Below are 24,767 nucleotides of genomic sequence, written 5' to 3'. Positions count from 1 at the left end.
CTGAAGGTGGCGGGTGGCAACACCCGCGCCGCAAGCCACTATGGCGAGTCGCGCTCGAGGAATAATCGTCAGCCTTGCCTAGTCCGAATGGACGATGCGCGAACAGGCTATCCAGGCATGCCGGCTCATGACTTCGGTCCAGGCCATCGCCAGGCAAGGCCCTGCGGGCCTTTTCGCAGCTTCGCAGGCTCAGCAGCGGCTACAGGGCCAGTGCCGATCGGCGATTTTTGTAGCCGCTGCCGCAGGCTGCGGACGGCTGCGCGCAGACGCGGCGATGTCAGGGATATTGTCAGGCCAGGGCCGGGTCGGGGCTTGGGGTGGCCGGCGCCTCAGGTGCGGCTGCGCAGCCATTGCAGGAAACCCTTCCTGAGCACTGGCTTGGGCGCAGCCTGGGACAGGGTCTGGGCCATGTGCCGGCGAAAATCCAGGAGGTTCTTCATGGCCTCGTTGATGTCGTGGCGCGCATCCAGGCAGGGCTTGAGGAACTCGTTGTCGATGCGGTAGAGGCTGCAGAAGGTCTTGGCCGCAAACTGCGCCACTGTGGCTTGCTCGGCCACCACGCCGGCTTCGCCGATGACCTCACCCGGCCCCATGCGCCCGGCCTCGAAGGGCTTGCCGTCGCGTTGCATGGTCACCGAAACCACTCCGGATTCGATGATGAACAGGTGATCGCTGACCTCGCCCTGGGCCAGGATGGTCTCGCCGGCACGGTAGGTCTGCAGGTGCATGTTCTGGCTGAAGGTGTCCTTCTCATCCTGGCGCAGGGTGGAAAAGATGCTCGAGGCGTCCAGCAGTACCCGGGGCCGCGACAGGGTCGCCGCCTGGGCCGGCTCGGCGGCGGACAGCAGGCCGATGCCGCTGGCCTGCAAATGGCGGAAGGCCAGGTCGAACAGCTGGTTGCGCACCTCGCGCTTGTGCCCCATGTCGGCGACAAAACCGCTGATCTCGTATTCCGCGCCACTGCTGCTGGTGCTCTTCATCGCCACACTGGCCGCCGGGGTACTCAACAGCAGGCGGCAGCCCAGGGTGGCCCGCTCCAGGGCCTCGATGACTTTCTGCGGGCGCGCGTGGGGGCTGACCTGCACGCTCACCGACAGGCCATGAACATCCACCGGCCGGCTGAAATTGGTGATCTTGGCCTTGGACGCCAGGGAGTTGGGGATCACCACCATGCTGCCCTGGGAGGTCTGCAGCCGGGTGGCGCGCCAGTCGATGTCCAGCACCCGCCCCTCGGTGCCGTCGATGGCGATCCAGTCATCGATCTGGTAGGGCTTGGTGGTGTTGAGGACGATCCCGGAAAACAGGTCGCTGAGGGTGCTTTGCAGGGCCAGGCCGACGATGATCGCCAAGGCCCCGGAGGTGGCCAGCACGCCCTTGACCGGCAGCTCCAGCACATAGGCCAGGGCGGCGATGATGGCGATGAGGAAGATCACCGCGCCCATCAGGTCCTGCAGCAGGCGCCCGGTATGCCCCACCCGCTGCATCATCAGGGTGCCCAGCAACACCGTCAGGGTCCGCGCGCCAAACAGCCACCAGCCAATTTCCAGGCCGGTGGCGGCCAGGTGCAGGGGCACGTCGTCGGGCCAGGGCGCGGCCTGCATCGGGTTCATGCCCTGGTTGAACAGCATCAGGCTGTAGAGGGAAAAGATCAGCACCCGTACCGCCAGCTTCCAGTAGTCGCCACGGCTGCCGATCAGGCGCCAGAGCAGCATATCCAGGAACAGCAGGAACAGCGCGGCCAACAACGGATGATCGCTGAACAGGGAAGACATCGAGGCACTCCGGCATGACGAAGACGGCACGATCGCACGAAAGACGCAGGAGCAGGTATAGCTGGAAAAGCCCGGGGCGTGCGCCCCGGGCAGGGATCGGGCGACGGGCGCAGGGCCCGCCGCGACTCAGGGATTACTGGCCCTGGGTCAGGGTGTTGTAGCTGGTCATCAGGTTGCGGTAGTCGGGGATGTGGTTGGAGAACAGGGTGCCCAGACCCTCGATGTCGTTGCGCCAGTCGCGGTGCAGCTCGCAGGCCAGGCCGAACCAGGTCATCAACTGGGCGCCGGCATTGGACATGCGGTTCCAGGCCGAATCGCGAGTCAGGGCATTGAAGGTGCCGGAAGCGTCGGTGACCACGAAGACTTCAAAGCCTTCTTCCAGGGCCGAGAGCGCCGGGAACGCCACGCACACTTCGGTAACCACGCCGGCGATGATCAGTTGCTTCTTGCCGGTGGCCTTGATCGCCTTGACGAAGTCCTCGTTGTCCCAGGCATTGATCTGGCCCGGGCGGGCGATGTACGGCGCGTCGGGGAACAGCGCCTTGAGCTCCGGCACCAGCGGGCCGTTGGGGCCGGTTTCGAAACTGGTGGTGAGGATGGTCGGCAACTTGAAGTACTTGGCCAGGTCGGCCAGGGCCAGCACGTTGTTCTTGAAACGATCGGGCTCGATATCGCGGACCAGCGACAGCAGGCCGGCCTGGTGGTCTACCAGCAGTACGGCGGCGTTATCCTTGTCCAGACGCTTGTATGCAGTGGTCATGTGAAGTCCTCGCTAATGATCGATGCCGGAAGACCCGGCTTGGATGAAACCCGTGGCACGCTCCGCCGGGGTAACGGCGGGCGCCGGGGAGTTGCGCACGACTGGCAAAGCCTGGTGGCCGATGCCCGCCGCGCCAGTGCAACCGGTCAGTGACCGGTTGCGTCCATCTGGCCGAAGCGTCCCGATTGGAAATCGACGAAAGCCTGATGAATCTCTTCTTCGCTGTTCATCACGAACGGGCCGTGGCCGACGATGGGTTCGTCGATGGGCTCGCCGCTGAGCAACAGCACGATCGCGTCGTTGTTGGCCTCCAGGCTGATGTCCTGGCCGTCACGCTCCAGCAGCGCCAGCTGACCTTCGCGCACCAGCTCCTGGCCATTGACCTGCACCGTGCCGCGCAATACCACCAGGGCGCTGTTACGCCCCGAATGCAGAGGCAGGTCCAGGTGCTTGCCGGCTTGCAGGCGGATGTCCCAGACGTCGATCGGGGTGAAGGTCCGTGCAGGGCCCCGGTGGCCATCGAACTCGCCGGCGATCAGGCGCAGGCTGCCGGCATTGCCCGGCAGCGGGACCTGCGGGATGTCCGCCGCAACGATGGTCTGGTAACCGGGCGCCGCGAGCTTGTCCTTCGCCGGCAGGTTGACCCACAACTGGACCATTTCCAGGTTGCCGCCACGTTGGGCGAAGTCCGTGGAATGAAACTCCTCATGGAGGATCCCCGAGGCCGCGGTCATCCACTGCACATCGCCAGGGCCGATCTTGCCGCCGCTGCCGGTGGAATCCCGGTGTTCCACCTCGCCGTCATAGACGATGGTCACGGTTTCGAAACCGCGATGGGGGTGCTGGCCGACGCCGCGCCGGGCGCTGGTGGGGCTGAACTGCGCGGGGCCGGCGTGATCCAGCAGCAGGAACGGGCTGATGTGCTGGCCCAGGTTGTCGTAGGAAAACAGGGTACGGACCGGGAAGCCGTCACCGACCCAATGGGGCCGTGGACTGGTGTAGATGCCGATGATGTTTTTCATGTCGTCCTCCAGAACTATCTGATGGACACACCTTAAAACTCAGACCTTTGCCGCGCTAGACTGCAAAAATCACCCTTAGCGTTCTATCTGGAGAACGATCTTGGAAGATCTGAACACCCTCTACTACTTCACCCAGGTGGTGGAGCACCGTGGCTTTGCCGCCGCGGGACGGGCCCTGGACATGCCCAAGTCCAAGCTCAGCCGGCGGATTTCCCAGTTGGAGGAACGCCTTGGAGTGCGCCTGATCCATCGCACCAGCCGCCACTGTTCGCTGACCGAGATCGGCCAGGAGTACTACCAGCGCTGCCTGGCCATGCGGGTGGAAGCCGAGGGCGCGGCGGAAGTCATAGAACGCAACCGCTCCGAACCCCAGGGGCTGGTACGCGTGGCCTGCCCCACTGCCCTGCTCAATTCCTGGGTGGGGCCGATGCTTACCCGCTTCATGCTCAAGTACCCCCTGGTGGAACTGTTCATCGAGAGCACCAACCGCCGGGTCGACCTGATCCACGAGGGCTTCGACATCGCCCTGCGGGTGCGCTTCCCGCCCCTGGAAAACACCGACCTGGTGATGAAGGTGCTGGGCAACAGCACCCAGTGCCTGGTGGGCCACCCGGATTTTCTCCAGCGCCTGTCGGGCCCGGCAACACCGGCCGACCTCAGCGGTTTGCCGAGCGTGCACTGGGGGGCGGCACAACGTGAATATCAATGGCAATTGCTGGGCCCGGACGGCGCCGAGGCGCTGATCCGCCACCGACCGCGGATGGTCACCGACGACCTGCTGGCGCTGCGCCATGCAGTACTGGCGGGCATCGGCATCGCCCACCTGCCCAAGGTGGTGGTGCGTGAAGACCTGGAGACCGGGCGACTGCTGGAACTGGTGCCCGACTGGGCGCCAAGGTGCGGCATCGTGCATGCGATCTTCCCCTCACGCCGAGGGCTGCTGCCTTCGGTACGCAGCCTGATCGACTTTCTCGGGGAGGAATTCAGCCACAGCGACATGGCCTGAGGCTCAGAAGCAAGCGCCTGGAGCGGCCAGGCGGTGGCGGTTGGGCAGCCTCCCTGTGGGGTTCATGCCTGAGTTGCGCGATTCGCCGGCAAGCGGGTTCCTACAGGGGCAGGTGAATTCGTGAACGCGGGGCAATATTCCTTTGTGCCGGCGGCGGTTTTTCTCAGCGATGCAGGTACGGATACTGCCGGCCAATCCCACTGCAATGCCCGGAGTGACCCATGTCTGTACCCGCCTTTGGCCTCGGCACCTTCCGCCTTCAGGGCCAGGTGCTCATCGATTCCCTGAGCAGCGCCCTGGAACTGGGCTATCGCGCCATCGATACCGCGCAGATCTACGACAACGAAGCCGATGTCGGCGCCGCGGTGGCCGCCAGTGGCATTCCCCGCGACCAGCTGTTCATCACCAGCAAGATCTGGATCGCCAACCTGTCCCGGGAGCGCCTGATCCCCAGCCTCAAGGAAAGCCTGCACAAGCTGCGCACCGATTACCTGGACCTGACCCTGATCCACTGGCCCTCGCCAGACAACCAGGTGCCGGTGGCGGAGTTCATGCAGACCCTGCTGGAAGCCAAGACCCAGGGCCTGACCCGGCAGATCGGCGTGTCCAACTTCAGCAATGCCTTGCTGCAGCAAGCCATTGATGCCGTCGGGGCCGAGCAGATCGCTAGCCACCAGGTGGAATTGCACCCCTACCTGCAGAACCGCAAGGTGGCGGAGTTCGCCCGCAGCCAGGGCATTCACATCACCTCCTACATGACCCTGGCCTATGGCGAAGTGCTCAAGGACCCACTGATCCTGCAGATCGCCCAGGCACGCCAGGCCACCCCGGCCCAGGTGGTGCTGGCCTGGGCCATGCAGTCGGGCTATGCGGTGATCCCCTCCTCCACCCGCCGGGCCAACCTGCAAGGCAACCTCGCAGCCTGCGCCTTGACCCTGAGCAGCGCGGAGCTTGAGAGCATCGCCGGCCTGGAGCGCGGCCAGCGCCTGACCAGCCCGGCAGGCATTGCCCCGCAGTGGGACTGAAACGCGAACGGCGCTGACAAAAACGCCAAACGGCATCCCTCGGGATGCCGTTTGGCGTGGGGTGCGCAAACCTCGGTCAGTTCGGGCTGCCCCAATGGCCATGCAATTGCGCCAGCCGCTGCCGGGAAGGCCCGGCGGCATCGGGCAATGGCGGGTCCACCCATAGCATCAGGCGCTTGATCGCCGCGCTGTCCGGCCATTCGGCCGGGCTGACATGCACCTTGCACCACCGGCTGCCGGAAGTGGCGGCAAGATGCTGGCTGCCGTAGATCAGGGCTTGCTCGATATGCGGGTGGTCCAGGCAGAAAGCCAGCAAGTCGAAATCGCTGCGGACAGCCAGGTTGGCGTTGATGATCAGCAGGTCGAACGACTCGCAGGAATACTCCACCAGCGTCAGCAGTTCCTCCAGCCTGTGCACCGGGGCCACTCGGTAATAGTTCAGTTGATTCAGGGCTCTTTCGATCTGCATGCGACGAAAGTGCTGATCATCGGCAATCAATATGCGCAATGCTCTGTTGGACATTTTTCTGATCCTGCTGACAAGACTTCGGCACTGCGAATACCGGCCCTACTCCCGGGCCGCTGGAAGGCTAAGCCAGTGCGTGGAGGTTGGCTCTAGGAACAACCTGAAAGTCGCTGCCGAGGGCGCCCCGGTGGACGGCGCTCTACCCCGGACGCCTGGCGCTCGCGGCTCGTCCTCCAGCCCCGCTGTGCAACCGTGCCCTACCATAACCACCGGCCACGGTTTTTAGCAGGGGCCAGCCCGCGGAAAAGTCTTGTTGTCCGGTAAGCCCCTTCCGAGAGAAACCGAGCCGTATCTCATGCCTCCCCTGGGCGGAGGCGAAAAATGCTCATTCGGTGGTGCTCGGGCTCCAGAACGCCTGCTGCACCCAGGGCGATGTGGACAGCCGGGCCACCAGCGCATCCAGTTCGTCACCGTCCACCGAGGTGGTCGCCAGGGTCGCCTCGATCTCCACATCCTCCGTACCGAAGGCGTGCACATCAACGTCGCTGGCGGGGTAGTTGCAGCGCGCCAGCTCCGCTTCCAGCAGGGCGAACACTGCCTTCTGCTTCGAGCGATGGGCGATCACGTAGACGATATTGGTGACCTCGGCGGACACCACGTCCAGGGGCTGGCGGTTGATGTTGTTGACGATGGGCCGCAGCAGGGTATTGGCGGCCAGCACGAACAGGGTGCCCAGCAGTGCCTCGAGGATCAGGTCGGCACCGGCGCAGGCCCCCACCGCCGCCGAGGCCCAGAGGGTGGCAGCGGTATTCAGCCCACGGACATTACCCTCCTCGCGCATGATCACCCCGGCGCCGAGAAAGCCGATACCGGAGACCACGTAGGCCACCACCCGCACCGCCCCTTCGGCGCCCCCCAGGCGGTTGGCCATATCGACGAAGATCGCGGCCCCCACCGCCACCAGCACATTGGTGCGCAAACCCGCGGTGCGCTGGCGGTACTGGCGTTCGAAGCCGATCAGGCCACCGAGGATAAAGGCGGCGCTGAGGCTGACCAGGGTATCGATCAGCGAGTCCAGGTTGATGTTGTGCAGGGCTTGCATGGCGACTGTCCTTGAGCAAAGGGCATGAATGGCACCAGAGGACTCTAGCAGCGGTCCATGAACGTCTCATGGCCTGCCGTGATGCACGGCTGACCGTAGGAGCTGGCTTGCCAGCGAAGAGGCCCGTGAGGACGCCTTAGCCCGCCGGGGAGCTTTCGCTGGCAAGACAGCCTTCGCCAGCGAGCTGGCTCCTACAGGGCAGCGTTACTGCCAGCCGAAGCGCCGCACGTAGAAGCCCTTCACCGCCTGGGTCAGGGCCATGTAGGCCAGCAGGATCAGCGGCAGGAACACGAAGTACAGCGACGGCAGCGCCTGCAGCTTGAAGTAGTGCGCCAGCGGGCCCATCGGCAGGAAGATCCCCACCGCCATGATGACGCCGGTCATCACCATCAACGGCATGGCCGCGCGGCTCTGCAAAAACGGAATCTTCGGCGTGCGGATCATGTGCACGATCAGGGTCTGGGTCAGCAGCCCCACCACGAACCAGCCGGACTGGAACAGCGTCTGGTGGTCCGGGGTATTGGCGTCGAACACGTACCACATCAGGGCAAAGGTGGTGATGTCGAAGATCGAGCTGATAGGCCCGAAGAACAGCATGAACCGCCCCACATCCGCCGGCTGCCAGCGCTGGGGCTTTTTCAGCATTTCCTCATCGACGTTATCGAAGGGAATGGCGATCTGGGAAATGTCGTACAGCAGGTTCTGCACCAGCAGGTGCATCGGCAGCATCGGCAGGAACGGAATGAAGGCACTGGCCACCAGCACCGAGAACACGTTGCCGAAGTTCGAGCTGGCGGTCATCTTGATGTACTTGAGCATGTTGGCGAAGGTCCGGCGCCCTTCCAGCACGCCCTCCTCCAGCACCATCAGGCTCTTTTCCAGGAGGATGATGTCCGCCGCTTCCTTGGCGATGTCCACCGCGCTGTCCACGGAAATGCCGATGTCGGCGGTGCGCAGCGCCGGGGCATCGTTGATGCCGTCGCCCATGAAGCCCACCACGTGGCCGTTGGCCTTGAGCAGGCGGACAATGCGCTCCTTGTGGGTCGGGGTCAGCTTGGCGAACACGTTGGTGGTTTCCACCGCCTTGGCCAGTTGCTCGTCGCTCATGCGCTCGATGTCGTTGCCCATCAGCAGGCCCTGCTGCTCCAGGCCCACTTCGCGGCAGATCTTCGCCGTCACCAGTTCGTTGTCACCGGTCAGCACTTTCACCGCCACGCCATGTTCGGCCAGGGCCTTGAGGGCCGGCGCGGTACTTTCCTTGGGCGGGTCGAGGAACGCCACGTAGCCGATCAGGGTCAGCTCGCACTCGTCCGCCAGGCTGTAGGTATCGCGCCCGTCGATCATCGGCCGCGCGGCCACCGCCACCACCCGCAGCCCCTCTTCGTTGAGGTCGGCGGTCACCTGGCGGATCCGCGCCAGCAGGCTCTCGGTCAGGGCTTCCTCGGCTTCGCCATGGCGTACGTTGCGGCACACCGCCAGCACTTCCTCCACCGCCCCCTTGCAGATCAGCAGGTGCGGCCGGTCCTGTTCCGCCACCACTACCGACATGCGCCGACGGGTGAAATCGAAGGGGATTTCATCGACCTTCTGGAATGCCGTGCCGACCTTGAGCTCGCGGTGCACCTCGACGTGCTCCAGTACCGCCACGTCCAGCAGGTTCTTCAGCCCGGTCTGGTAGTAGCTGTTGAGGTAGGCCATTTCCAGCACGTCGTCGGAATCCTCGCCCCAGACGTCCACGTGCCGCGCCAGGAAGATCTTGTCCTGGGTCAGGGTGCCGGTCTTGTCGGTGCACAGCACGTCCATGGCACCGAAGTTCTGGATCGCGTCCAGGCGCTTGACGATGACCTTCTTGCGCGACAGGAACACCGCGCCCTTGGCCAGGGTCGAGGTGACGATCATCGGCAGCATTTCCGGGGTCAGGCCGACGGCGATCGACAGGGCGAACAGCAGCGCCTCCATCCAGTCGCCCTTGGTGAAGCCGTTGATGAACAGCACCAGGGGCGCCATGACGAACATGAAGCGGATCAGCAGCCAGCTGACCTTGTTGACCCCGCTCTGGAACGAGGTGGGCGCGCGGTCGGTGGCGCTGACACGCTGGGCCAGGGCGCCGAAATAGGTGCTGTTGCCGGTGGTCAGGATCACTGCCGTGGCGGAACCGGAGACCACGTTGGTGCCCATGAACAGGATGTTGTCCAGGTCCAGGGGGTTGCTGGTGTCGGCGTCCTGCTGGCGGGGGAATTTCTCCACCGGCATGGATTCGCCTGTCATGGCCGCCTGGCTGACGAACAAGTCCTTGGCGCTGAGCACCCGGCAGTCGGCGGGAATCATGTCGCCGGCCGAGAGCACGATCAGGTCGCCGGGCACCAGTTGCTTGATCGGCAACTCGATGCGCTGAGCGCCCTTGACCTCGGCGGCGGCCCCCAGCAGGCGGCCGAGCATCGGCGCGGCCTGGGGCGCCGACCCTGGGCGCATGACCGTGGCGGTATTGCTGACCATGGCCTTGAGGGCATCGGCAGCCTTGTTCGACTTGGCCTCCTGCCAGAAGCGCAGCAGGGTCGAAAGCACCACCATGGAGAAGATCACCGTGGCCGCCTTCATGTCTTCGGTCAGCCAGGAAATCACCGCCAGCAGGGTCAGCAGCAGGTTGAAGGGGTTCTTGTAGCAGTGCCACAGGTGGGTCCACCAGGGCAGCGCCTGCTCGTGCTCGACCTCGTTGAGGCCGTGACGCTCACGCAGGGCATCGGCCTCCTCGGTGCTCAGGCCGTCGGTGTGGCTGCCGAGCCGGTCGAGCAGTTGCGCGGCGTCGCTGTTGGCCGCGGCCACCAGGGTTTGCGCCAGGGTCGGCGGCACGTCGCGGCTGACGCTGGCGTCGCTGAAACTTTCCAGCAGCGCCAGGCGGCGGAAGTGCCGGGCGAAATGCCGGGTCCGCAGGAAGCCGGCAAAGAACTCTTTCAACAGGGTGAGCTTCATGGTGATGACTCCTGCAGCAACGGCGTAGGGAAAACCGCAGGCAGGTACGATCGGGCGTTGCCGGAGGGTAATCCTCCATGCATGCCTGATCCGCAGGTCCTGGACCTGCGCGTCGATGCCTCCACGACACGGCAGCCGGCCGGGTCGAAGGGGAAATAGAAGTCGCCAGGAAGTGGCGTCGGGAAGCGAACCACAGAGGTTCGCGATCGGGATGCCGCATCTCGCTGGACAGCGAGACAGCGGCAGGAAAAAGGCTGCGCGCTATCTTGCCGGGACTGCGCCGGTTACTGAAACCGGCCGACTCCTGTCACTCGAACAAGTACCCACACTGGGCCTCCACTGATTGAAAACGCGCGCAGCTTACGCCGCACTATTTGCAGAGTAAACCGGAGGGAAACCCTGGCAGAGGGAATCGAAAAGTTCTTCAGCCAAGGTTCAGGAATGCCTTCGCCGGCAAGCCGGCTCCTACAAAAAACACCCGGGATAACCCCGAATGGCAGGAGCCGGCTTGCCGGCGAAGAGGTCCGCAAGAACGGAGGTGGCGCCGATCAGCTGGCGGTGGCCAGCAGCATGTCACGCACCGAACGGCTGTGACCGCGGCTCTTGCCGTGTTCGTAGAGCGAATCGGCAATCTCCTGGGCACGGATCGGCAACACCGACAGCAAGGTGTCGCTCAGGCCATGGCTGGCCTGGCTGAAGCCCTGCATGTAGACGCCGGCCTTGCAGCGTTCGTCGGTCACCAGGCGGTAATTGCGGTCCACCTCAAAGTCACCCAGGTAGGCCTGCAGCGGCGCCAGCAGTTGACGATGCATCTGCCGCTCGTAGCCGGTGGCCAGCACCACCGCATCGTAGTGACGCACTTCGCGCTCGCCGCTGGCACTGTTGCGCAGGATCAGTTCGATGCCCAGGTCGGTAGCGGTGGCCTTCTCCACCGTGGTCATGGTGCGGAAGGTGTGGCGCGCGATGCCGGAAACCTTCTGCCGGTAGAAAATCCCGTAAATGCGCTCGATCAGGTCGATGTCCACCACCGAATAGTTGGTGTTCTGATATTCGCTGACCAGGCGCTCGCGCTCGCTGCCAGTCTGCTGGAACACCAGGTCGGTGAAGGCCGGGGAGAACACTTCGTTGACGAACGGGCTGTCATCCGCCGGCTTGAGTGCCGAACCGCGCATGATGATGTCGGCCTGCACCGAAGGGAAACTGTCGTTGAGGTCGATGAAGGCTTCTGCCGCGCTCTGCCCGCCGCCGATGATGGCGATGTTCATCGGTTTGCCACTGACACAGGGCTGGCTGGCCATGCGTTCCAGGTACTGGGAATGGTGGAACACCCGCGCATCGCCCTTGAGCGCCTTGAAGGTTTCCGGAACCCGCGCCGTGCCGCCGGCACTGACCACCACCGAACGGGTGGTGCGCACCAGTTCGCTGCCCTGGGCATCCCGGGAAATCACCCGCAACGCCTCGACCTGCTGGTTGTGCAGCACTGGCTCGATGGCCAGCACTTCTTCTCCGTAGCGGCTGTGTTCCTGGAAGTGCCCGGCCACCCAGCGCAGGTAGTCGTTGAACTCCATGCGGCATGGATAGAAGGTGCCCAGGTTGATGAAGTCCACCAGGCGCCCGTGGTGCTTGAGGTAGTTGACGAAGGAATAGGGGCTGGTGGGGTTGCGCAGGGTCACCAAGTCCTTGAGGAAGGAAATCTGCAGTTCGCTCTGGGTTACCAGGGTATTGCCGTGCCAGCGATAGTCAGCCTGCTTGTCGAGGAACAACGCGTCCAGCGGACCGTGCTCCTGCCCGCGCTCCTCCAGCGCAATGGCCAGCGCCAGGTTCGAGGGGCCGAAACCGATACCGATCAAATCGTGAACGTGGGCCGATGCAATTGCCTGTGTCATTTCCAGTGTCCTCTGGATAAACCGCCTCAACGCGGGGGATAAAGTGTCACGGTGACCCGACTGGCCCATGCAGGACAGCAGATCGTCTGTTGAGTAGGGACGAGGACAATGAAAAAAAATTTAACTAAATACGTCTCAACGGCAACGCGTTATTGAGCATCCCACTGGCGCAGGCGCGACCGGCAATGCTTCATGGCATTGACGATGTGTTTCTCCACCAGGCTGCGGGAAATCCCCAACTGTTCGGCGATCTGCGGGTGGGACAGGCCTTCGAGCTTGCGCAGCAGGAAGCTCTCGCGACACAGCCGGGGCAGCTCGGCCAGGGCCCGTTGCAGCATTTCCAGGCGCTGGCCGTGATCCAGGCTGGTCTGCGGCGAAGGGTTGAAGTAACGCTCTTCGTTGTCCAGCACCTCCAGGGGCTCGGACTGGCGCAAGGCATTGCGCCGATGGCCGTCGATCACCAGGTTCAGGGCCGTGCGATAGAGAAACGCCCGCGGCTGCTCGATGGGGGTATCGCTGGAGCGCTCCAGGACCCGCACATAAGCGTCATGCACCACATCCTCGGCCACCTGGCGATTGCCCAGCTTGGCGTTGAGGAAGCACATCAGCTCGCGATAGTAGTTTTCCAACAGGGCTCCCGAGCGCCCACTGGGGCGGTTCTGTCCTTGAGCACGTCCGGCCATGGCCGATTGCACCCGGTAATTCGTGATGGCTGTTTAGTAGCGGCGTAATTTATAGTAATTCTCATATAGATTTAAAGTAGCGCAGCACCGCGGTGGGTTTATTTTCAGTGTTCCGACAGCTGTAACGCCATGTGTCGGCAGTTAAATTCCCCCCCCGGCATCTCGTTTACCTGACAGCTCCCCGTCTCTGCCGTTCCTGCGGCAGCCGCAAGCCTGGCTGCCCCTTGTGCAGCTGGCCGTTGTGACGGGCCGATATCCCCTGGCCGGAACCCTGCATGAAACGTCCTCGCCCTACCCGACGCGCCCTGCTTGCCGCACTGTGTGTGATCCCCGTTGTTGCCATCGCTGCCTGGAAGTTCATCCCGGCGGGCCGTGACCAGTTCACCACCGTGCAGGTGAGCCGCGGCGATATAGAAAGCAGCGTCACCGCCCTGGGCACCTTGCAACCACGCCGCTACGTGGATGTGGGCGCCCAGGCGTCCGGGCAGATCCGCAAGATCCACGTCGAATCCGGCGATCAGGTCAAGGAAGGCCAGTTGCTGGTGGAGATCGACCCCTCCACCCAGCAGGCGAAACTCGACGCCAGCCGTTTCTCCATCGAGAACCTGCAGGCCCAGTTGCAGGAGCAGTACGCCCAGAACCAGCTGGCCCGGCAGAAGTACCAGCGCCAGCAGAACCTGGCGGCCGGCGGCGCCACCCGCGAGGAAGACGTACAGACCGCCCAGGCCGAACTCAAGGCCACCCAGGCGCGGATCGACATGTACAAGGCGCAGATCCGCCAGGCCCAGGCCAGCCTGCGCAGCGACCAGGCCGAACTGGGCTACACGCGCATCTATGCCCCCATGTCCGGCACCGTGGTCGCGGTGGACGCCCGCGAAGGCCAGACCCTCAACGCCCAGCAGCAGACCCCGCTGATCCTGCGCATCGCCAAGCTCTCGCCCATGACCGTCTGGGCCGAAGTCTCGGAAGCCGATATCGGCCACGTCAAACCCGGCATGCACGCCTACTTCACCACCCTGAGTGGCGGCAACCGACGCTGGACCAGCACTGTGCGGCAGATCCTGCCGATCCCGCCCAAGCCCCTCAACGAATCCAGCCAGGGTAGCGGCAGCCCCAACAGCACCAGCAAGAGCGGCAGCGGCCGGGTGGTGCTCTACACCGTGCTGCTGGACGTGGACAACGCCGACAACGCGCTGATGGCGGAAATGACCACCCAGGTGTTCTTCGTCGCCAACCAGGCAAAAAATGTGCTCACCGCCCCCATCGCCGCCCTGCACGGCAGTACCGAGCCGGACCTGCAGATGGCTCGGGTAGTGGCCAAGAACGGCTCGATCGACGAACGCAAGGTCCGGGTCGGCATCAGCGACCGCCTGCGCATCCAGATCCTCGACGGCTTGAACGAAGGTGATCATCTGCTGATCGGCCCGGCCAACAGCAGCGGGGGTTGAATGCAGACGCCTCTGATCGACCTCAGGAACATCCGCAAATCCTACGGCGGCGGCGACAGCCCGCAGGTCGATGTCCTGCGGGGCATCGACCTGTCGATCCACGCTGGGGAATTCGTCGCCATCGTTGGTGCCTCCGGCTCCGGCAAGTCGACGCTGATGAACATCCTCGGTTGCCTGGACCGCCCGACCTCGGGCGAGTACCTGTTCGCCGGGGAGAACGTAGCTCACCTGGACAGCGACGAACTGGCCTGGCTGCGCCGCGAGGCCTTCGGCTTCGTGTTCCAGGGCTACCACCTGATCCCATCCGGCTCGGCCCAGGAAAACGTCGAGATGCCGGCCATCTACGCCGGCACCCCGGCCGCCGAACGCCACGCCCGCGCCGCCGCCCTGCTGGACCGCCTGGGCCTGGCCAGCCGCAGCGGCAACCGCCCGCATCAATTGTCCGGTGGCCAGCAGCAACGGGTATCCATCGCCCGCGCCCTGATGAACGGCGGCCACATCATCCTCGCCGACGAACCCACCGGCGCCCTGGACAGCCACAGCGGCGCCGAAGTCATGGCCCTGCTGGACGAACTGGCCAGCCAGGGCCACGTGGTGATCCTCATCACCCACGACCGCGAAGTGGCGGCCCGGGCCAAGCGCATCATCGAGATCCGCGACGGCGAGATCATCAGCGACACCGCCACCAGCGATCCCTCGGTACAACTGAGCGCCAACGCCGGCGCCCTGCAAGCCGTGGACCTGCGCCAGCGCCTGGCCGACGGCAGCGAAGCCACCGGCGCCTGGAAAGGTGAACTGCTGGAAGCGGTGCAAGCCGCCTGGCGGGTGATGTGGATCAACCGCTTCCGCACCGCCCTGACCCTGCTGGGGATCATCATCGGCGTGGCCTCGGTGGTGGTGATGCTGGCGGTGGGCGAAGGCAGCAAGCGCCAGGTGATGGCGCAGATGGGGGCGTTTGGCTCGAACATCATTTACCTGAGCGGCTACTCGCCCAACCCGCGCACCCCGGAAGGCATCGTCACCCTGGATGACGTCGCCGCCCTGGCCAACCTGCCCCAGGTGAAACGGATCATGGCGGTCAACGGCGCCAAGGCCGGGGTGCGTTTCGGCAACGCCGACTACATGAGCTACGTGGGCGGCAACGACACCAACTTCCCGGAAATCTTCAACTGGCCCGTGGCCCAGGGCAGCTACTTCAGCGAGGCCGACGAACGCTCGGCGGCGGCAGTGGCGGTGATTGGCCACAAGGTCCGGGAAAAGCTCCTCAAGGACGTGGCCAACCCCATTGGCCAGTACATCCTCATCGAAAACGTGCCGTTCCAGGTGGTCGGCGTACTCTCGGAAAAAGGCGCCAGCTCCGGCGACAGCGACAGCGACGACCGCATCGCCGTGCCCTACTCCGCCGCCAGCATCCGCCTGTTCGGCGACCACAACCCGCAATACGTGGCGATCGCCGCCGCCGATGCCAGCCGGGTCAAGCAGACCGAACAGGAGATCGATGAACTGATGCTGCGCATGCACGGCGGCAAGCGCGATTTCGAACTGACCAACAACGCCGCGATGATCCAGGCCGAGGCCCGGACCCAGAACACCCTGTCGCTGATGCTCGGCGCCATCGCCGCGATCTCGCTGCTGGTGGGCGGCATCGGGGTGATGAACATCATGCTCATGACCGTGCGCGAACGCACCCGGGAAATCGGTATCCGCATGGCCACCGGTGCCCGCCAGCGCGACATCCTGCGCCAGTTCCTCACCGAAGCGGTGATGCTTTCGGTGGTCGGCGGCCTGGCCGGCATCGGCGTGGCCCTGATCATCGGCGGCATCCTGATCCTCAGCGAAGTGGCGGTGGCCTTCTCCCTGGCCGCGGTGCTCGGCGCCTTCGCCTGCGCCCTGGTCACCGGCGTCATCTTCGGCTTCATGCCGGCCCGCAAAGCTGCCCGGCTCGACCCGGTCACGGCCCTTACCAGTGAATGATCGATCTATGAAAGTGCACCTGACCCTCCTGGCCGCCAGCGTCTTGCTGGCGGCCTGCAGCAGCCCGGCGCCGCGCCCGGAAAGCGGCCTGCAAGCACCGGCGTCCTGGCACTCTCCCGCCAGCCAGGGCGACCGGCAGCAAGACCTGCGCTGGTGGACCCGTTTCGGCAGCCCGGAGCTGGACCAACTGATCGCCGAAGCCCGGGCCGGCAGCCATGACCTGGCCGCCGCCATGGCCCGGGTCCGCCAGGCCCAGGCCAGTGCCATCGTCGCCGGGGCTCCGCTGCTGCCCAGCGTCAATGGCACCTTCAACGCCAGCCGCAGAAAACAGTTGCGCGGCAACAACTCCAGCCAGCTCGATTCCAGCAGCAACAGCACGGTCACGAACTCGTTCGACGCGGGCCTGAGCGCCACCTATGAAGTCGACTTCTGGGGCGGTCGCCGCGCCGCCTACGACAGCGCCCTGCTCGGAGTCCAGGCCAGCGAGTTCGACCAGGCCACCGTTGAGCTGACCCTGCTCAGCGGCGTGGCCAACAGCTATGCCCAGGTCCTGTCCCTGCGCGAACAGAGCCGTATCGCCGAACTCAACCTGGCCAATGCGCAGAACGTGTTGCAACTGGTGCAGACCCGCTATGACTCCGGCTCGGCCACCGCCCTGGAACTGGCCCAGCAGACAAGCCTGGTGGCCGCCCAGCAACGCCAGGTGCCCCTGGTACAACAGCAAGCCGAAGAGGCGCAGATCACCCTCGCCACCCTGCTGGGCCGGCCGGTACAGAGCCTGAAACTGAACGACCAGCCCTTTGCCCAATTGAACTGGCCGACCATCGATGCCGGGGTGCCCAGCGAACTGCTGACCCGCCGTCCCGATATCGCCGGTGCCGAGGCCCGGCTGGCGGCGGCCCAGGCCGATGTCAAAGTGGCGCGGGCGGCCATGCTGCCGACCCTGACCCTGACCGCCAACCTGGGTTCGAACGCCGACAAGCTGGGCGAGGTCTTGCGCAATCCCTTCTACAACCTCGCCTCCGGGCTGGTGGCGCCGATCTTCAACAACGGGCGCCTGGGCGCCGAACGGGACAGGGCCACGGCGCGCCAGCAAGAGCTGCTGGAGACTTATCGCGGGGCGATCATCAATGGTTTTGCCGATGTCGAGAAAGCCCTCAACAGCATTCGCGGCCTGGACCAGCAACGCCAGTGGCAGAGCGAGGAGTTGAATCAGGCGCAACGGGCCTTCGAGATTGCCCAGAGCCGCTACCAGGCAGGCGCCGAAGACCTGCTGACCGTGCTGGAAACCCAGCGCACCCTGTACGCCGCCCAGGATCAGAACGTGCAACTGCGGCTGTCACGGCTGCAGTCGAGCATTGCCCTGTACAAGGCCCTGGGGGGCGGCTGGCGGGTGCCTGAGGCGAAGGTGCAGTGACGGCAGAGACAGGCCCTGGGTAACCCGCAAAACAGCGGCCTGTGTACAACACCCCAACCGCGCAACATCTTGCGCACCCGTCTGTTGATAATCCAGTACACAGATCGCTGTAAGCCGCGCAGTACAAGGCCTGCATTAAGGTGCGCAAGATGTTGCACAGCACTGCGCAACATCTTGCGCACTTTTCACGGTATTTCCTCGAAAAACGCGCTGAAAATACTCATGAAAACTCGTAACCAGCTGATTAACAAACACTAATCAAATGCTGGCACAAACCTTGTACCCACTGCCTCGCCCCTCCGGCCATTCTGCCCGGGGCATTTCTCAGTGATTCGCAAGGAGAGCATTCATGGCAACGCCAGCGTACATGTCGGTCACCGGCACCAAACAAGGCCTGATCACCGCCGGGGCCTTTACCGCCGATTCGGTGGGCAACACCTACCAGGAAGGCCACGAGGACCAGGTCATGGTCCAGGGTTTCCAGCACGAAGTAATCATCCCCCGCGACCCGCAGTCCGGCCAGCCCACCGGCCAGCGGGTACACAAGCCGGTGATCATCACCAAGGTCTTCGACAAGGCTTCGCCGCTGCTGCTGGCGGCCCTGACCTCGGGTGAGCGCCTGACCGAAATCGTCATCCAGTGGTACCGCACCTCCGCCGCCGGCACCCAGGAGCACTACTACACCACCACCCTTGAGGACGCGATCATCGTCGACATCAAGGACTACATGCACAACTGCCAGGACCCGGGCAATTCCCACTTCACCCACCTGGAAGACGTGCATTTCACCTACCGCAAGATCACCTGGACCCACGAAGTCTCCGGCACTTCCGGCTCCGACGACTGGCGTACTCCGGTCGCCGGCTAAGGTCGCGCGAGCGTTGCACCCCTGGGCCAGCTCTGCTGGCCCAGGTCATTTCTTCAGGTTTGTGCCACCGATTTCGAGGAACAGGGAATGTTCGCAGCCGCCGACCAGACGCATTTCAGCCTGACCCTGGAAGGTCGCGACCCGGGCTTCCAGGTGCTGAGCCTGAAAGGCCGGGAACGCATCAGCCAGCCCTTCGTCTTCGACCTGGAACTGGTCAGCGAACATGCCAACCTGGACCTCGACGCCTTGTTGCACACCCCTGCCTTCCTGCAACTGGCCACCGATGGCAGCGGCATTCACGGGCAGGTGCTACGCATCGCCCAGGGCGACAGCGGCCGGCGCCTGACCCACTACCAGGTCAGCCTGCGCCCACGCCTGGCCTACCTGGAACAGTGCATCAACCAACGGATCTTCCAGCACCTGAGCGTGCCGCAGATCATCGCCCAGGTGCTGGAGGAGCACGGCATCCTTGGCGACGACCACCACTTCCAATTGGGAACGAACTACCCCGAGCGCCTGTACTGCGTGCAATACGACGAATCGGACCTGCATTTCATCCAGCGCCTGTGCGAGGAAGAAGGTATCCATTACCACTTCCAGCACAGCCGTGACGGGCACCTGCTGGTGTTCGGCGACGACCAGACGGTGTTCCCGAAACTGGCTCCGGTGGCGTACCGCCAAGACTCCGGGCTGGTGGCCAGCGACCCGGTGATCAAGAGCTTCGAACTGCGTTTCGAAACCCGCACCCGGCGCGTCACCCGCCGCGACTACGACTTCGAAAAGCCGCGATTGCAAATGGAGGCGGCCCGCAAACCCGAAGGCAAGAGCAACGAGCCCGACCTCGAAGACTACGACTACCCGGGCCGCTTCACCGACCGCGAGCGCGGCAAGCACCTGGCCAAGCGCGCCTTGGAGCGCCACCGCAGCGACTACCGCCTGGCCTGCGGCCGCAGCGACCAGCCCAGCCTGGTCAGCGGCCATTTCCTGGCCCTGGCCGGGCACCCCAATCCGGCCTGGAACGACCTCTGGCTGCTGACGGAAATCACCCATGAAGGCCGTCAACCGCAGGTGCTGGAAGAGTCCATCACCAGCGATACGGCGCCACGGGACGGCTTTCATCAGGGCTACCGCAACCGCTTCACCGCCACGCCCTGGGACGTCCCCCATCGCCCGCCCCTGGAACACCCCAAGCCACGCATTCTCGGCAGCCAGAGCGCCAAGGTCACCGGTCCGAAAAATGAGGAAATCCACACCGACGCCTACGGCCGGATCAAGGCGCAGTTTCACTGGGACCGCGACGGCCAGGGCGACGACAAAAGCAGTTGCTGGCTGCGGGTATCCTCGGCCTGGGCCGGCGCCTGGTACGGTGGCGTCGCCATCCCTCGGGTGGGCATGGAAGTGCTGGTGACCTTCCTCGAAGGCGACCCCGACCAGCCCCTGATCACCGGCTGCCTGTACCACAAGGAAAACGTCGTCCCCTACCCGCTGCCGGCGCACAAGACCCGCAGCACCTTCAAGACCCTGAGTTCTCCAGGAGGCGGCGGCTTCAACGAGCTGCGCATCGAAGACAAAAAAGGCGCGGAACAGATCTTCATCCACGCCCAGCGCGACTGGGACGAACACATCGAGCACGACCAGAAAGTCCGCGTCGGCAACGAACGCCACGACACGGTGCAAGCCAACAGCTACAGCGAGTTCAAGACCGAAGAACACCACACCGTGCACCGCGACCGCAAAGTCGAGGCCCGCACCGGCGACCACCTGAGCATCGCCGGCAGCCAGCACCTGAAGATCGGCAGCGGCCTGTTCGTCGAAGCCGGGCAGGAAATCCACCTGGCCAGCGGCCTGAAGGTGGTGCTCGAAGCCGGCAGCGAACTGACCCTCAAGGGCGGCGGCAGCTGGATAAAGATCGACGGCAGCGGCGTGGTCTTCGGCGGTGCCGAGGTCAAGATCAACGGCGGCGGCAGCCCGGGCAGCGGCAGTGGCGCGGCGCCGTTGTTGCCGGGGCCGTTGCAGCAGGCGGATGGGGATAAGCCCGGAGAACTGTTGATCGCGGCGCAACGCCAAGCCTTGATGCGCAAAACGCCACGTTGTGAAATCTGCGAAAAACTCGCCAAGGAGAAGGCCCAATGAACAGCCCCTCCCAGGCCAACTACCTACTGATCGATGGTGCACTGCGTCCTGATGCTCTTGTGAGTCTGTATCAACGCGGCGAAGCACTGGAGATCGAGCCGCTGTACCTTGGGACACGCTGGGACGAGTTGAAGGACTTGGGGCCCATTCTGGTGTCCGCTCAGCATGCTTCGAATCTGATCAGTGAGTGGCAGCAGAGTCCGATCTGGCAGGCAGATACCTGTCTGCTGTTCAGTCGCGCTCCGTTGCGCCAGGTGGCAGAGCATTGGCGGCGTTTTATCGCACCGCCTGATGTGCTGGGTGGTAACGGCCTGTTGCGCTTTGCCGACCCACGGGTGATGCACCACTGGCTCTCCAGCTACCCATCAGAGCAACTCAGTCAGGTAATGGGCCCCGTGGAGCGGATGTGGATCAACACACCGCCCCACAGCTGGAATCCATTCGATAGCCCGTGCCTGACAAGCTTCAGCCATAGCGACTTGTCCGAGCCCCGGAACATACCTTTGGCCACATTGAGTGAAGAGCAGCTCACCGCCCTTGAACAGGCCTACCACTGGCAATTCAAAGAGCAGTTGTATGAATGGCTGAACCAGCGAGACCCACTGACGTTTACACGATTGAGCAGTGAGCAAATCGAACGCTGGCTGGAGTACGTACTAAGCAGCGGCAACGCCTGGGGTTTGGTCAGTGAACGAGCGCTGGTCATTTGGGCAGAGACCTGCGTCGACTGGGGCAAAGACTTCGCGACACGCCCCCAAGGCCCCTACCAGGACTGGCTGGACCTGAACCCGGAACACGCGAGCCTGGCACCGGAACTGCGCATCGAAGCACTGGATGATTATCGCCAGCACAGGCTGGGAGCAAAGGACACTGCACATGACTGACAAGAGCGGGACCCTCCAAGACCAGCGTAATGACCGATTTTCCAAACGCCCGGCAAACGCCACCGCCACCTGCCCGCTCACAGGCCCAGAGGTGGCGATCGTTCCTGTGCGCTACGCTCTGGATCGCTCGCGCTTCGATGAAAACCCGACACGGCTCAAGCCGCTGCTGAAGTTGGGGAAATGGGCCGCTTTACCCTCACTGCTAACCCGTCACTACACCCTGCGCCAACTGCACGATGTATATGTTTACGTGTACGACGAAAGCGCCAAGACCCTCCATGAATACCTGCACTCCGGGCTCGATGGAACGCTGACCCGCATTCCTTGGAGCGATGCCGATATCGGCCAGGATGAACGCAGCAGCCTCGGTGCGACCAGCCGTTACCTGCTGTACCCACGTACCAGCTCCTTGCACATCGGTTGTTCCCCCCTGCAATGGACCTGGCGCGTGTGCGAGCACATGCGCTCCAATCCTGGCAGCCGGGCATTGTGGATGAAAGCACTGGACCTGCCGCGCTACTGCCAGACACAGTCGGCCCCCGACACCTTGCCACTGACCTTGATGGCCGAGGCGTTGGCCGATGTCGATCCCAATGGCGTCAAGGACGACCAACGTCTTGCCGACTCGGCCATTCCCCTGGAGGCGCCCTATGCGGCCAAAGCTGCCGATGTTTTCTGGACCGGCGCGGTACCGGACAAGGACAGCGCCCTGATCATCGCCCTTGAAGAACCCTTGTCGGTGCTCAACGACCTGGGCGCGCAACTGGCCGCCGATCAAGCCGCCTATCAACAATGGCAAGAACAGCACGAACACAAGATCCAGATTGCACAGACCGTTGAGACACTGTGTGGCGCCAGCATCGACCCGGCCAAATTGCCCGCCTCAGTGCGCGGTGATGCCGAGAAAACCCGGGAATATCAACGCGATCTGGATGACTGTTTCAGACAGCGTCAAGCCGATGCGACAATAGCGGTGCTCGGCAGCATGAACCGAGGGGGCTTCACCCCAGTGCAGACCGGCGCCATCGAGAAAGAGCACGCGTTCAAGAAAAAGTACGGCACAGTGCCCTCCAACGCCGACTACGAAGCCTGGAGCGCCCGCGGGAAATGGCGTCGCGAAATCGACCTGGACGGTGCCCACGCCTATATCCAGGCCCATCAAAAAAACGGAGAAACCCTCCTGGGCAACGTGCGCAACAGCCAGCTCGACTTCCAGACCTGGGCCGTGCATATCGGCACCGAGCCGCTCAAGTTGTTTATCGACACCGGCAACCCCAAGACCCTGCACTACCTGCAAATGCTCATGGCTGACTTGTTGTTGATCTATGGACAAGACGCATTGGCCAGTGCCTGGTTAGCCAAACAAGATACTAAGGCCACCAGCCTGTTCGGCCTCGTGCGCTATGGGTTTTCGGCCGGTTTGAAAGAAGCCCTGAATAAACAAGCTGATCTTCTGCTCAATGGCCTGGGCGACCTCACGAACTTGTCCAGTCGCGCAGGCGAGCTCAACAGCGCACTCAACCACGATGGCTTTGCCGACAAGGCCTGGATGAGAGAGCTGAAGCAGCCCGTGAAGGACACCTTCAAGGCCCTACGCGAACTGGCCAGCAAGGAGGGTAAAAATGCCGCGCAAGCCATCCTGCTGGCCCTGATTCCCTCTGACAGCCGCTTGGCCATGGGTAAGCAGCCCAACCTGGTGGCCCTGATGCGCAACCTGCTGATCGGCCATGTGCTGATTAACTCAGCGGAGCGTGCGGTCATCGATGCCGAGGTTGGAAAAAGACTGCGCACTTGGAAGCGTGAATGGCTACTGCTAAACGTACAACTCAAAAAGATCAGCAGACGATGGGTCTACCCGGATAAATACGGCGTACGCAAACAACTGGCACATAGCGTCGAGGCTCTACAAAAAAAATTACGAATACACGCACTGAAGGCCCCCGGCATCCTTGACTACCAAAATAATAAATATGCTGAACTGATGCGTAAGGAAATTTATAGTTTTGCTCAGTCAGGGGTCGATGTTGCAAAAGGCTGGGGAGCCAAGGCCAAAGCCTGGAACATGAAGTGGGGAGCAAATGCGGGGGCAATTACCTGGGGCGTGGTCATGCTCAACTTCATCAACACCGCGCTCATTTACCGCGACCTGAGCAAGGGCAAAAACAAGTTCGAACCACAAGACACAATTAAAATCGCCTACTCCATGAGTTATAACTTTAGTATGGTGATGGCCATTTATGTTGGAACTCCGTGGTCGATTATAAAAGCAGCGAAGCCGGTTTTGATTAACGGTGAGCCGGTGGGTATTCTCGGTCAAACTGCGGCGCAGTGGGATAAAGCAGGCAATAGTGCATGGGGAGCTACGATTCGCTCCTTTAGCGTACGCATGATTGGTATGGGGGCGTTTACGGTCATTGCTGCCTCTTTAGAAATCTTAGATATAAATAATGAATTGGCGACAGCAAAAAATTCGGAAGAGCAAAAAGCGTTAAAGCTCAAGAGAATAGCGGTATTCGGTATGCTTCTCGGTGGGGCGGCCCAACTTTGGGCTGGATTGAGTGTGTCGAGTAGCGCAGTTACATTCGTTATGAACCCTTGGTTTGCTGTCGCTATACTGGTGCTAGGTGTTATTTATCTTGCTGCTACTTTTATGTTGAACAGCGCCAAGCACGATGGCGTAGGTTGGTGGTTACGCCGGTGCTGTTGGTCACTTACGCAGAGCGAGCGCCACCCGGACACCTTTATCGGTCATGCCGAAGAAAAGCGCTCTTTACTGGAGATACAGCTAAGCCCACAAGTGTTCGTCAAGAGTACCGTTGAACAAAAGACAGTCTACACCCTAAAAGGAACTCCGCTTCCCATGACGGTTCAGAATGGCGCCTGGGTGCAGATCTTGCTACCCAGTGCCCTTAGAGGCGAACTGGTGCCATTTAATGTGATTGCCAGCTATCGCCCCCTGAATATATTACCTGTGAAAGCAATGGATAAGCCGGTTCAAGATCCCTTCATTGATAAAGGTCACTTCACCAACAGCAATCATTTTACGCAGGTCAACAACCGACCTCACAACCAGGTTTCATTGGCTCGATTCCCGGTACTCCCACCACCTGGAGAAGATATCGTCTGGCAAACATGGGTGCCCCTAGCTGAAAATGCGGACTATATTGAACTGCAAATCTGGTACCCCAGCCAAATACTCGATACAGGTGAAACGGACAGAGGCTACCTGTACCAGTTGAAGTTAGAAAGACAAGGCGAGACTGCGGTCGATGGATTGGCCCTTACCACATTGCAAGTCAAAGCATCCAGCCGCGCCAATGCCATGCTGCTGGCCATCGCGGACCAATGAAA

At 62.9% G+C, this 24,767-nt stretch carries 17 protein-coding genes; 9 read left to right on the top strand and 8 right to left on the bottom strand.

Annotated features, from left to right (window positions below):
• Positions 1 to 329: 329 nt before the first annotated feature.
• The 3 genes from BLS75_RS30750 to BLS75_RS30740 all read right to left on the bottom strand — a co-directional run bounded on the left by BLS75_RS30750 (position 330) and on the right by BLS75_RS30740 (position 3,554).
• Entirely contained in the window at positions 330 to 1,772 is a 1,443-nt protein-coding gene (locus tag BLS75_RS30750; protein WP_072452511.1) for a mechanosensitive ion channel family protein, read from the bottom strand.
• 133 nt (positions 1,773 to 1,905) lie between these two features.
• Positions 1,906 to 2,532, bottom strand: coding sequence for an isochorismate family cysteine hydrolase YcaC (ycaC, locus tag BLS75_RS30745; RefSeq protein ID WP_011062354.1), 627 nt, complete (start codon positions 2,530 to 2,532; stop codon positions 1,906 to 1,908).
• Positions 2,533 to 2,678: 146 nt separating this feature from the next.
• The gene (locus tag BLS75_RS30740; RefSeq protein ID WP_072452509.1) at positions 2,679 to 3,554 is read right to left on the bottom strand and encodes a pirin family protein; all 876 of its coding nucleotides are present in this window, start codon (positions 3,552 to 3,554) and stop codon (positions 2,679 to 2,681) included.
• Positions 3,555 to 3,651: 97 nt separating this feature from the next.
• Between BLS75_RS30740 and BLS75_RS30735 the strand changes: the two genes are divergently transcribed.
• Entirely contained in the window at positions 3,652 to 4,560 is a 909-nt protein-coding gene (locus BLS75_RS30735; protein ID WP_072452507.1) for a LysR substrate-binding domain-containing protein, read from the top strand.
• A 221-nt stretch (positions 4,561 to 4,781) separates the two neighbouring features.
• Positions 4,782 to 5,585 carry a 2,5-didehydrogluconate reductase DkgB gene (gene dkgB, locus BLS75_RS30730; RefSeq protein ID WP_072452505.1) on the top strand — a complete coding sequence of 268 codons (804 nt, stop codon included), beginning with the start codon at positions 4,782 to 4,784 and terminating at the stop codon, positions 5,583 to 5,585.
• A gap of 76 nt (positions 5,586 to 5,661) precedes the next feature.
• Here the strand turns inward: dkgB and BLS75_RS30725 are convergent, their stop codons facing one another.
• The 5 genes from BLS75_RS30725 to BLS75_RS30705 all read right to left on the bottom strand — a co-directional run bounded on the left by BLS75_RS30725 (position 5,662) and on the right by BLS75_RS30705 (position 12,641).
• Positions 5,662 to 6,108: an ANTAR domain-containing protein gene (locus tag BLS75_RS30725; protein ID WP_072452503.1), complete on the bottom strand. Its 447-nt coding sequence runs from the start codon at positions 6,106 to 6,108 to the stop codon at positions 5,662 to 5,664.
• A 328-nt stretch (positions 6,109 to 6,436) separates the two neighbouring features.
• On the bottom strand, positions 6,437 to 7,153 hold the full coding sequence (locus BLS75_RS30720) for an MgtC/SapB family protein (RefSeq protein ID WP_015636409.1): 717 nt from the start codon (positions 7,151 to 7,153) through the stop codon (positions 6,437 to 6,439).
• Between the two features lie 204 nt (positions 7,154 to 7,357).
• Positions 7,358 to 10,123, bottom strand: coding sequence for a magnesium-translocating P-type ATPase (mgtA, locus tag BLS75_RS30715; RefSeq protein WP_072452501.1), 2,766 nt, complete (start codon positions 10,121 to 10,123; stop codon positions 7,358 to 7,360).
• A 548-nt stretch (positions 10,124 to 10,671) separates the two neighbouring features.
• Positions 10,672 to 12,009 carry a lysine N(6)-hydroxylase/L-ornithine N(5)-oxygenase family protein gene (locus BLS75_RS30710; protein WP_072452499.1) on the bottom strand — a complete coding sequence of 446 codons (1,338 nt, stop codon included), beginning with the start codon at positions 12,007 to 12,009 and terminating at the stop codon, positions 10,672 to 10,674.
• Between the two features lie 149 nt (positions 12,010 to 12,158).
• Positions 12,159 to 12,641, bottom strand: a complete 483-nt coding sequence (locus BLS75_RS30705) for a sigma-70 family RNA polymerase sigma factor (RefSeq protein ID WP_026020154.1) — start codon at positions 12,639 to 12,641, stop codon at positions 12,159 to 12,161.
• Positions 12,642 to 12,967: 326 nt separating this feature from the next.
• Between BLS75_RS30705 and BLS75_RS30700 the strand changes: the two genes are divergently transcribed.
• The 7 genes from BLS75_RS30700 (at position 12,968) to BLS75_RS30670 (ending at position 24,765) form a co-directional block, all read left to right on the top strand.
• Positions 12,968 to 14,140, top strand: coding sequence for an efflux RND transporter periplasmic adaptor subunit (locus tag BLS75_RS30700; protein WP_015636412.1), 1,173 nt, complete (start codon positions 12,968 to 12,970; stop codon positions 14,138 to 14,140).
• Positions 14,141 to 16,114 (top strand): MacB family efflux pump subunit, encoded by a 1,974-nt coding sequence (locus BLS75_RS30695; RefSeq protein ID WP_072452497.1) that lies wholly within the window; start codon positions 14,141 to 14,143, stop codon positions 16,112 to 16,114.
• Between the two features lie 7 nt (positions 16,115 to 16,121).
• The gene (locus tag BLS75_RS30690; RefSeq protein WP_072452495.1) at positions 16,122 to 17,531 is read left to right on the top strand and encodes an efflux transporter outer membrane subunit; all 1,410 of its coding nucleotides are present in this window, start codon (positions 16,122 to 16,124) and stop codon (positions 17,529 to 17,531) included.
• A gap of 349 nt (positions 17,532 to 17,880) precedes the next feature.
• On the top strand, positions 17,881 to 18,399 hold the full coding sequence (locus BLS75_RS30685) for an Hcp family type VI secretion system effector (protein ID WP_072452493.1): 519 nt from the start codon (positions 17,881 to 17,883) through the stop codon (positions 18,397 to 18,399).
• Between the two features lie 87 nt (positions 18,400 to 18,486).
• Positions 18,487 to 20,532 (top strand): type VI secretion system Vgr family protein, encoded by a 2,046-nt coding sequence (gene tssI / locus BLS75_RS30680; RefSeq protein WP_072452491.1) that lies wholly within the window; start codon positions 18,487 to 18,489, stop codon positions 20,530 to 20,532.
• The gene (locus tag BLS75_RS30675) at positions 20,529 to 21,416 is read left to right on the top strand and encodes a DUF4123 domain-containing protein (RefSeq protein WP_072452489.1); all 888 of its coding nucleotides are present in this window, start codon (positions 20,529 to 20,531) and stop codon (positions 21,414 to 21,416) included. Before tssI ends, BLS75_RS30675 begins: the two co-directional genes overlap by 4 nt.
• A complete protein-coding gene (locus BLS75_RS30670; RefSeq protein WP_072452487.1) occupies positions 21,409 to 24,765 on the top strand; it encodes a toxin VasX in 3,357 nt (1,118 codons plus the stop codon). The genes BLS75_RS30675 and BLS75_RS30670 overlap by 8 nt, the downstream gene beginning before the upstream one ends.
• The last annotated feature ends 2 nt before the right edge of the window (positions 24,766 to 24,767 follow it).

The sequence above is a fragment of the Pseudomonas sp. NFPP12 genome (genome assembly GCF_900103205.1).
Lineage (GTDB): Bacteria > Pseudomonadota > Gammaproteobacteria > Pseudomonadales > Pseudomonadaceae > Aquipseudomonas > Aquipseudomonas protegens.
This window is presented reverse-complemented; position numbering and strand designations above follow the sequence as displayed.

Excerpts from the sequence above, each read along its gene's own strand:
- BLS75_RS30750 (WP_072452511.1), bottom strand. The coding sequence starts at position 1,772 with ATGTCTTCCCTGTTCAGCGATCATCCGTTGTTGGCCGCGCTGTTCCTG.
- ycaC (WP_011062354.1), bottom strand. The coding sequence starts at position 2,532 with ATGACCACTGCATACAAGCGTCTGGACAAGGATAACGCCGCCGTACTG.
- BLS75_RS30740 (WP_072452509.1), bottom strand. The coding sequence starts at position 3,554 with ATGAAAAACATCATCGGCATCTACACCAGTCCACGGCCCCATTGGGTC.
- dkgB (WP_072452505.1), top strand. The coding sequence starts at position 4,782 with ATGTCTGTACCCGCCTTTGGCCTCGGCACCTTCCGCCTTCAGGGCCAG.
- BLS75_RS30725 (WP_072452503.1), bottom strand. The coding sequence starts at position 6,108 with ATGTCCAACAGAGCATTGCGCATATTGATTGCCGATGATCAGCACTTT.
- BLS75_RS30720 (WP_015636409.1), bottom strand. The coding sequence starts at position 7,153 with ATGCAAGCCCTGCACAACATCAACCTGGACTCGCTGATCGATACCCTG.
- mgtA (WP_072452501.1), bottom strand. The coding sequence starts at position 10,123 with ATGAAGCTCACCCTGTTGAAAGAGTTCTTTGCCGGCTTCCTGCGGACC.
- BLS75_RS30710 (WP_072452499.1), bottom strand. The coding sequence starts at position 12,009 with ATGACACAGGCAATTGCATCGGCCCACGTTCACGATTTGATCGGTATC.
- BLS75_RS30700 (WP_015636412.1), top strand. The coding sequence starts at position 12,968 with ATGAAACGTCCTCGCCCTACCCGACGCGCCCTGCTTGCCGCACTGTGT.
- BLS75_RS30695 (WP_072452497.1), top strand. The coding sequence starts at position 14,141 with ATGCAGACGCCTCTGATCGACCTCAGGAACATCCGCAAATCCTACGGC.
- BLS75_RS30690 (WP_072452495.1), top strand. The coding sequence starts at position 16,122 with ATGAAAGTGCACCTGACCCTCCTGGCCGCCAGCGTCTTGCTGGCGGCC.
- BLS75_RS30685 (WP_072452493.1), top strand. The coding sequence starts at position 17,881 with ATGGCAACGCCAGCGTACATGTCGGTCACCGGCACCAAACAAGGCCTG.
- tssI (WP_072452491.1), top strand. The coding sequence starts at position 18,487 with ATGTTCGCAGCCGCCGACCAGACGCATTTCAGCCTGACCCTGGAAGGT.
- BLS75_RS30675 (WP_072452489.1), top strand. The coding sequence starts at position 20,529 with ATGAACAGCCCCTCCCAGGCCAACTACCTACTGATCGATGGTGCACTG.
- BLS75_RS30670 (WP_072452487.1), top strand. The coding sequence starts at position 21,409 with ATGACTGACAAGAGCGGGACCCTCCAAGACCAGCGTAATGACCGATTT.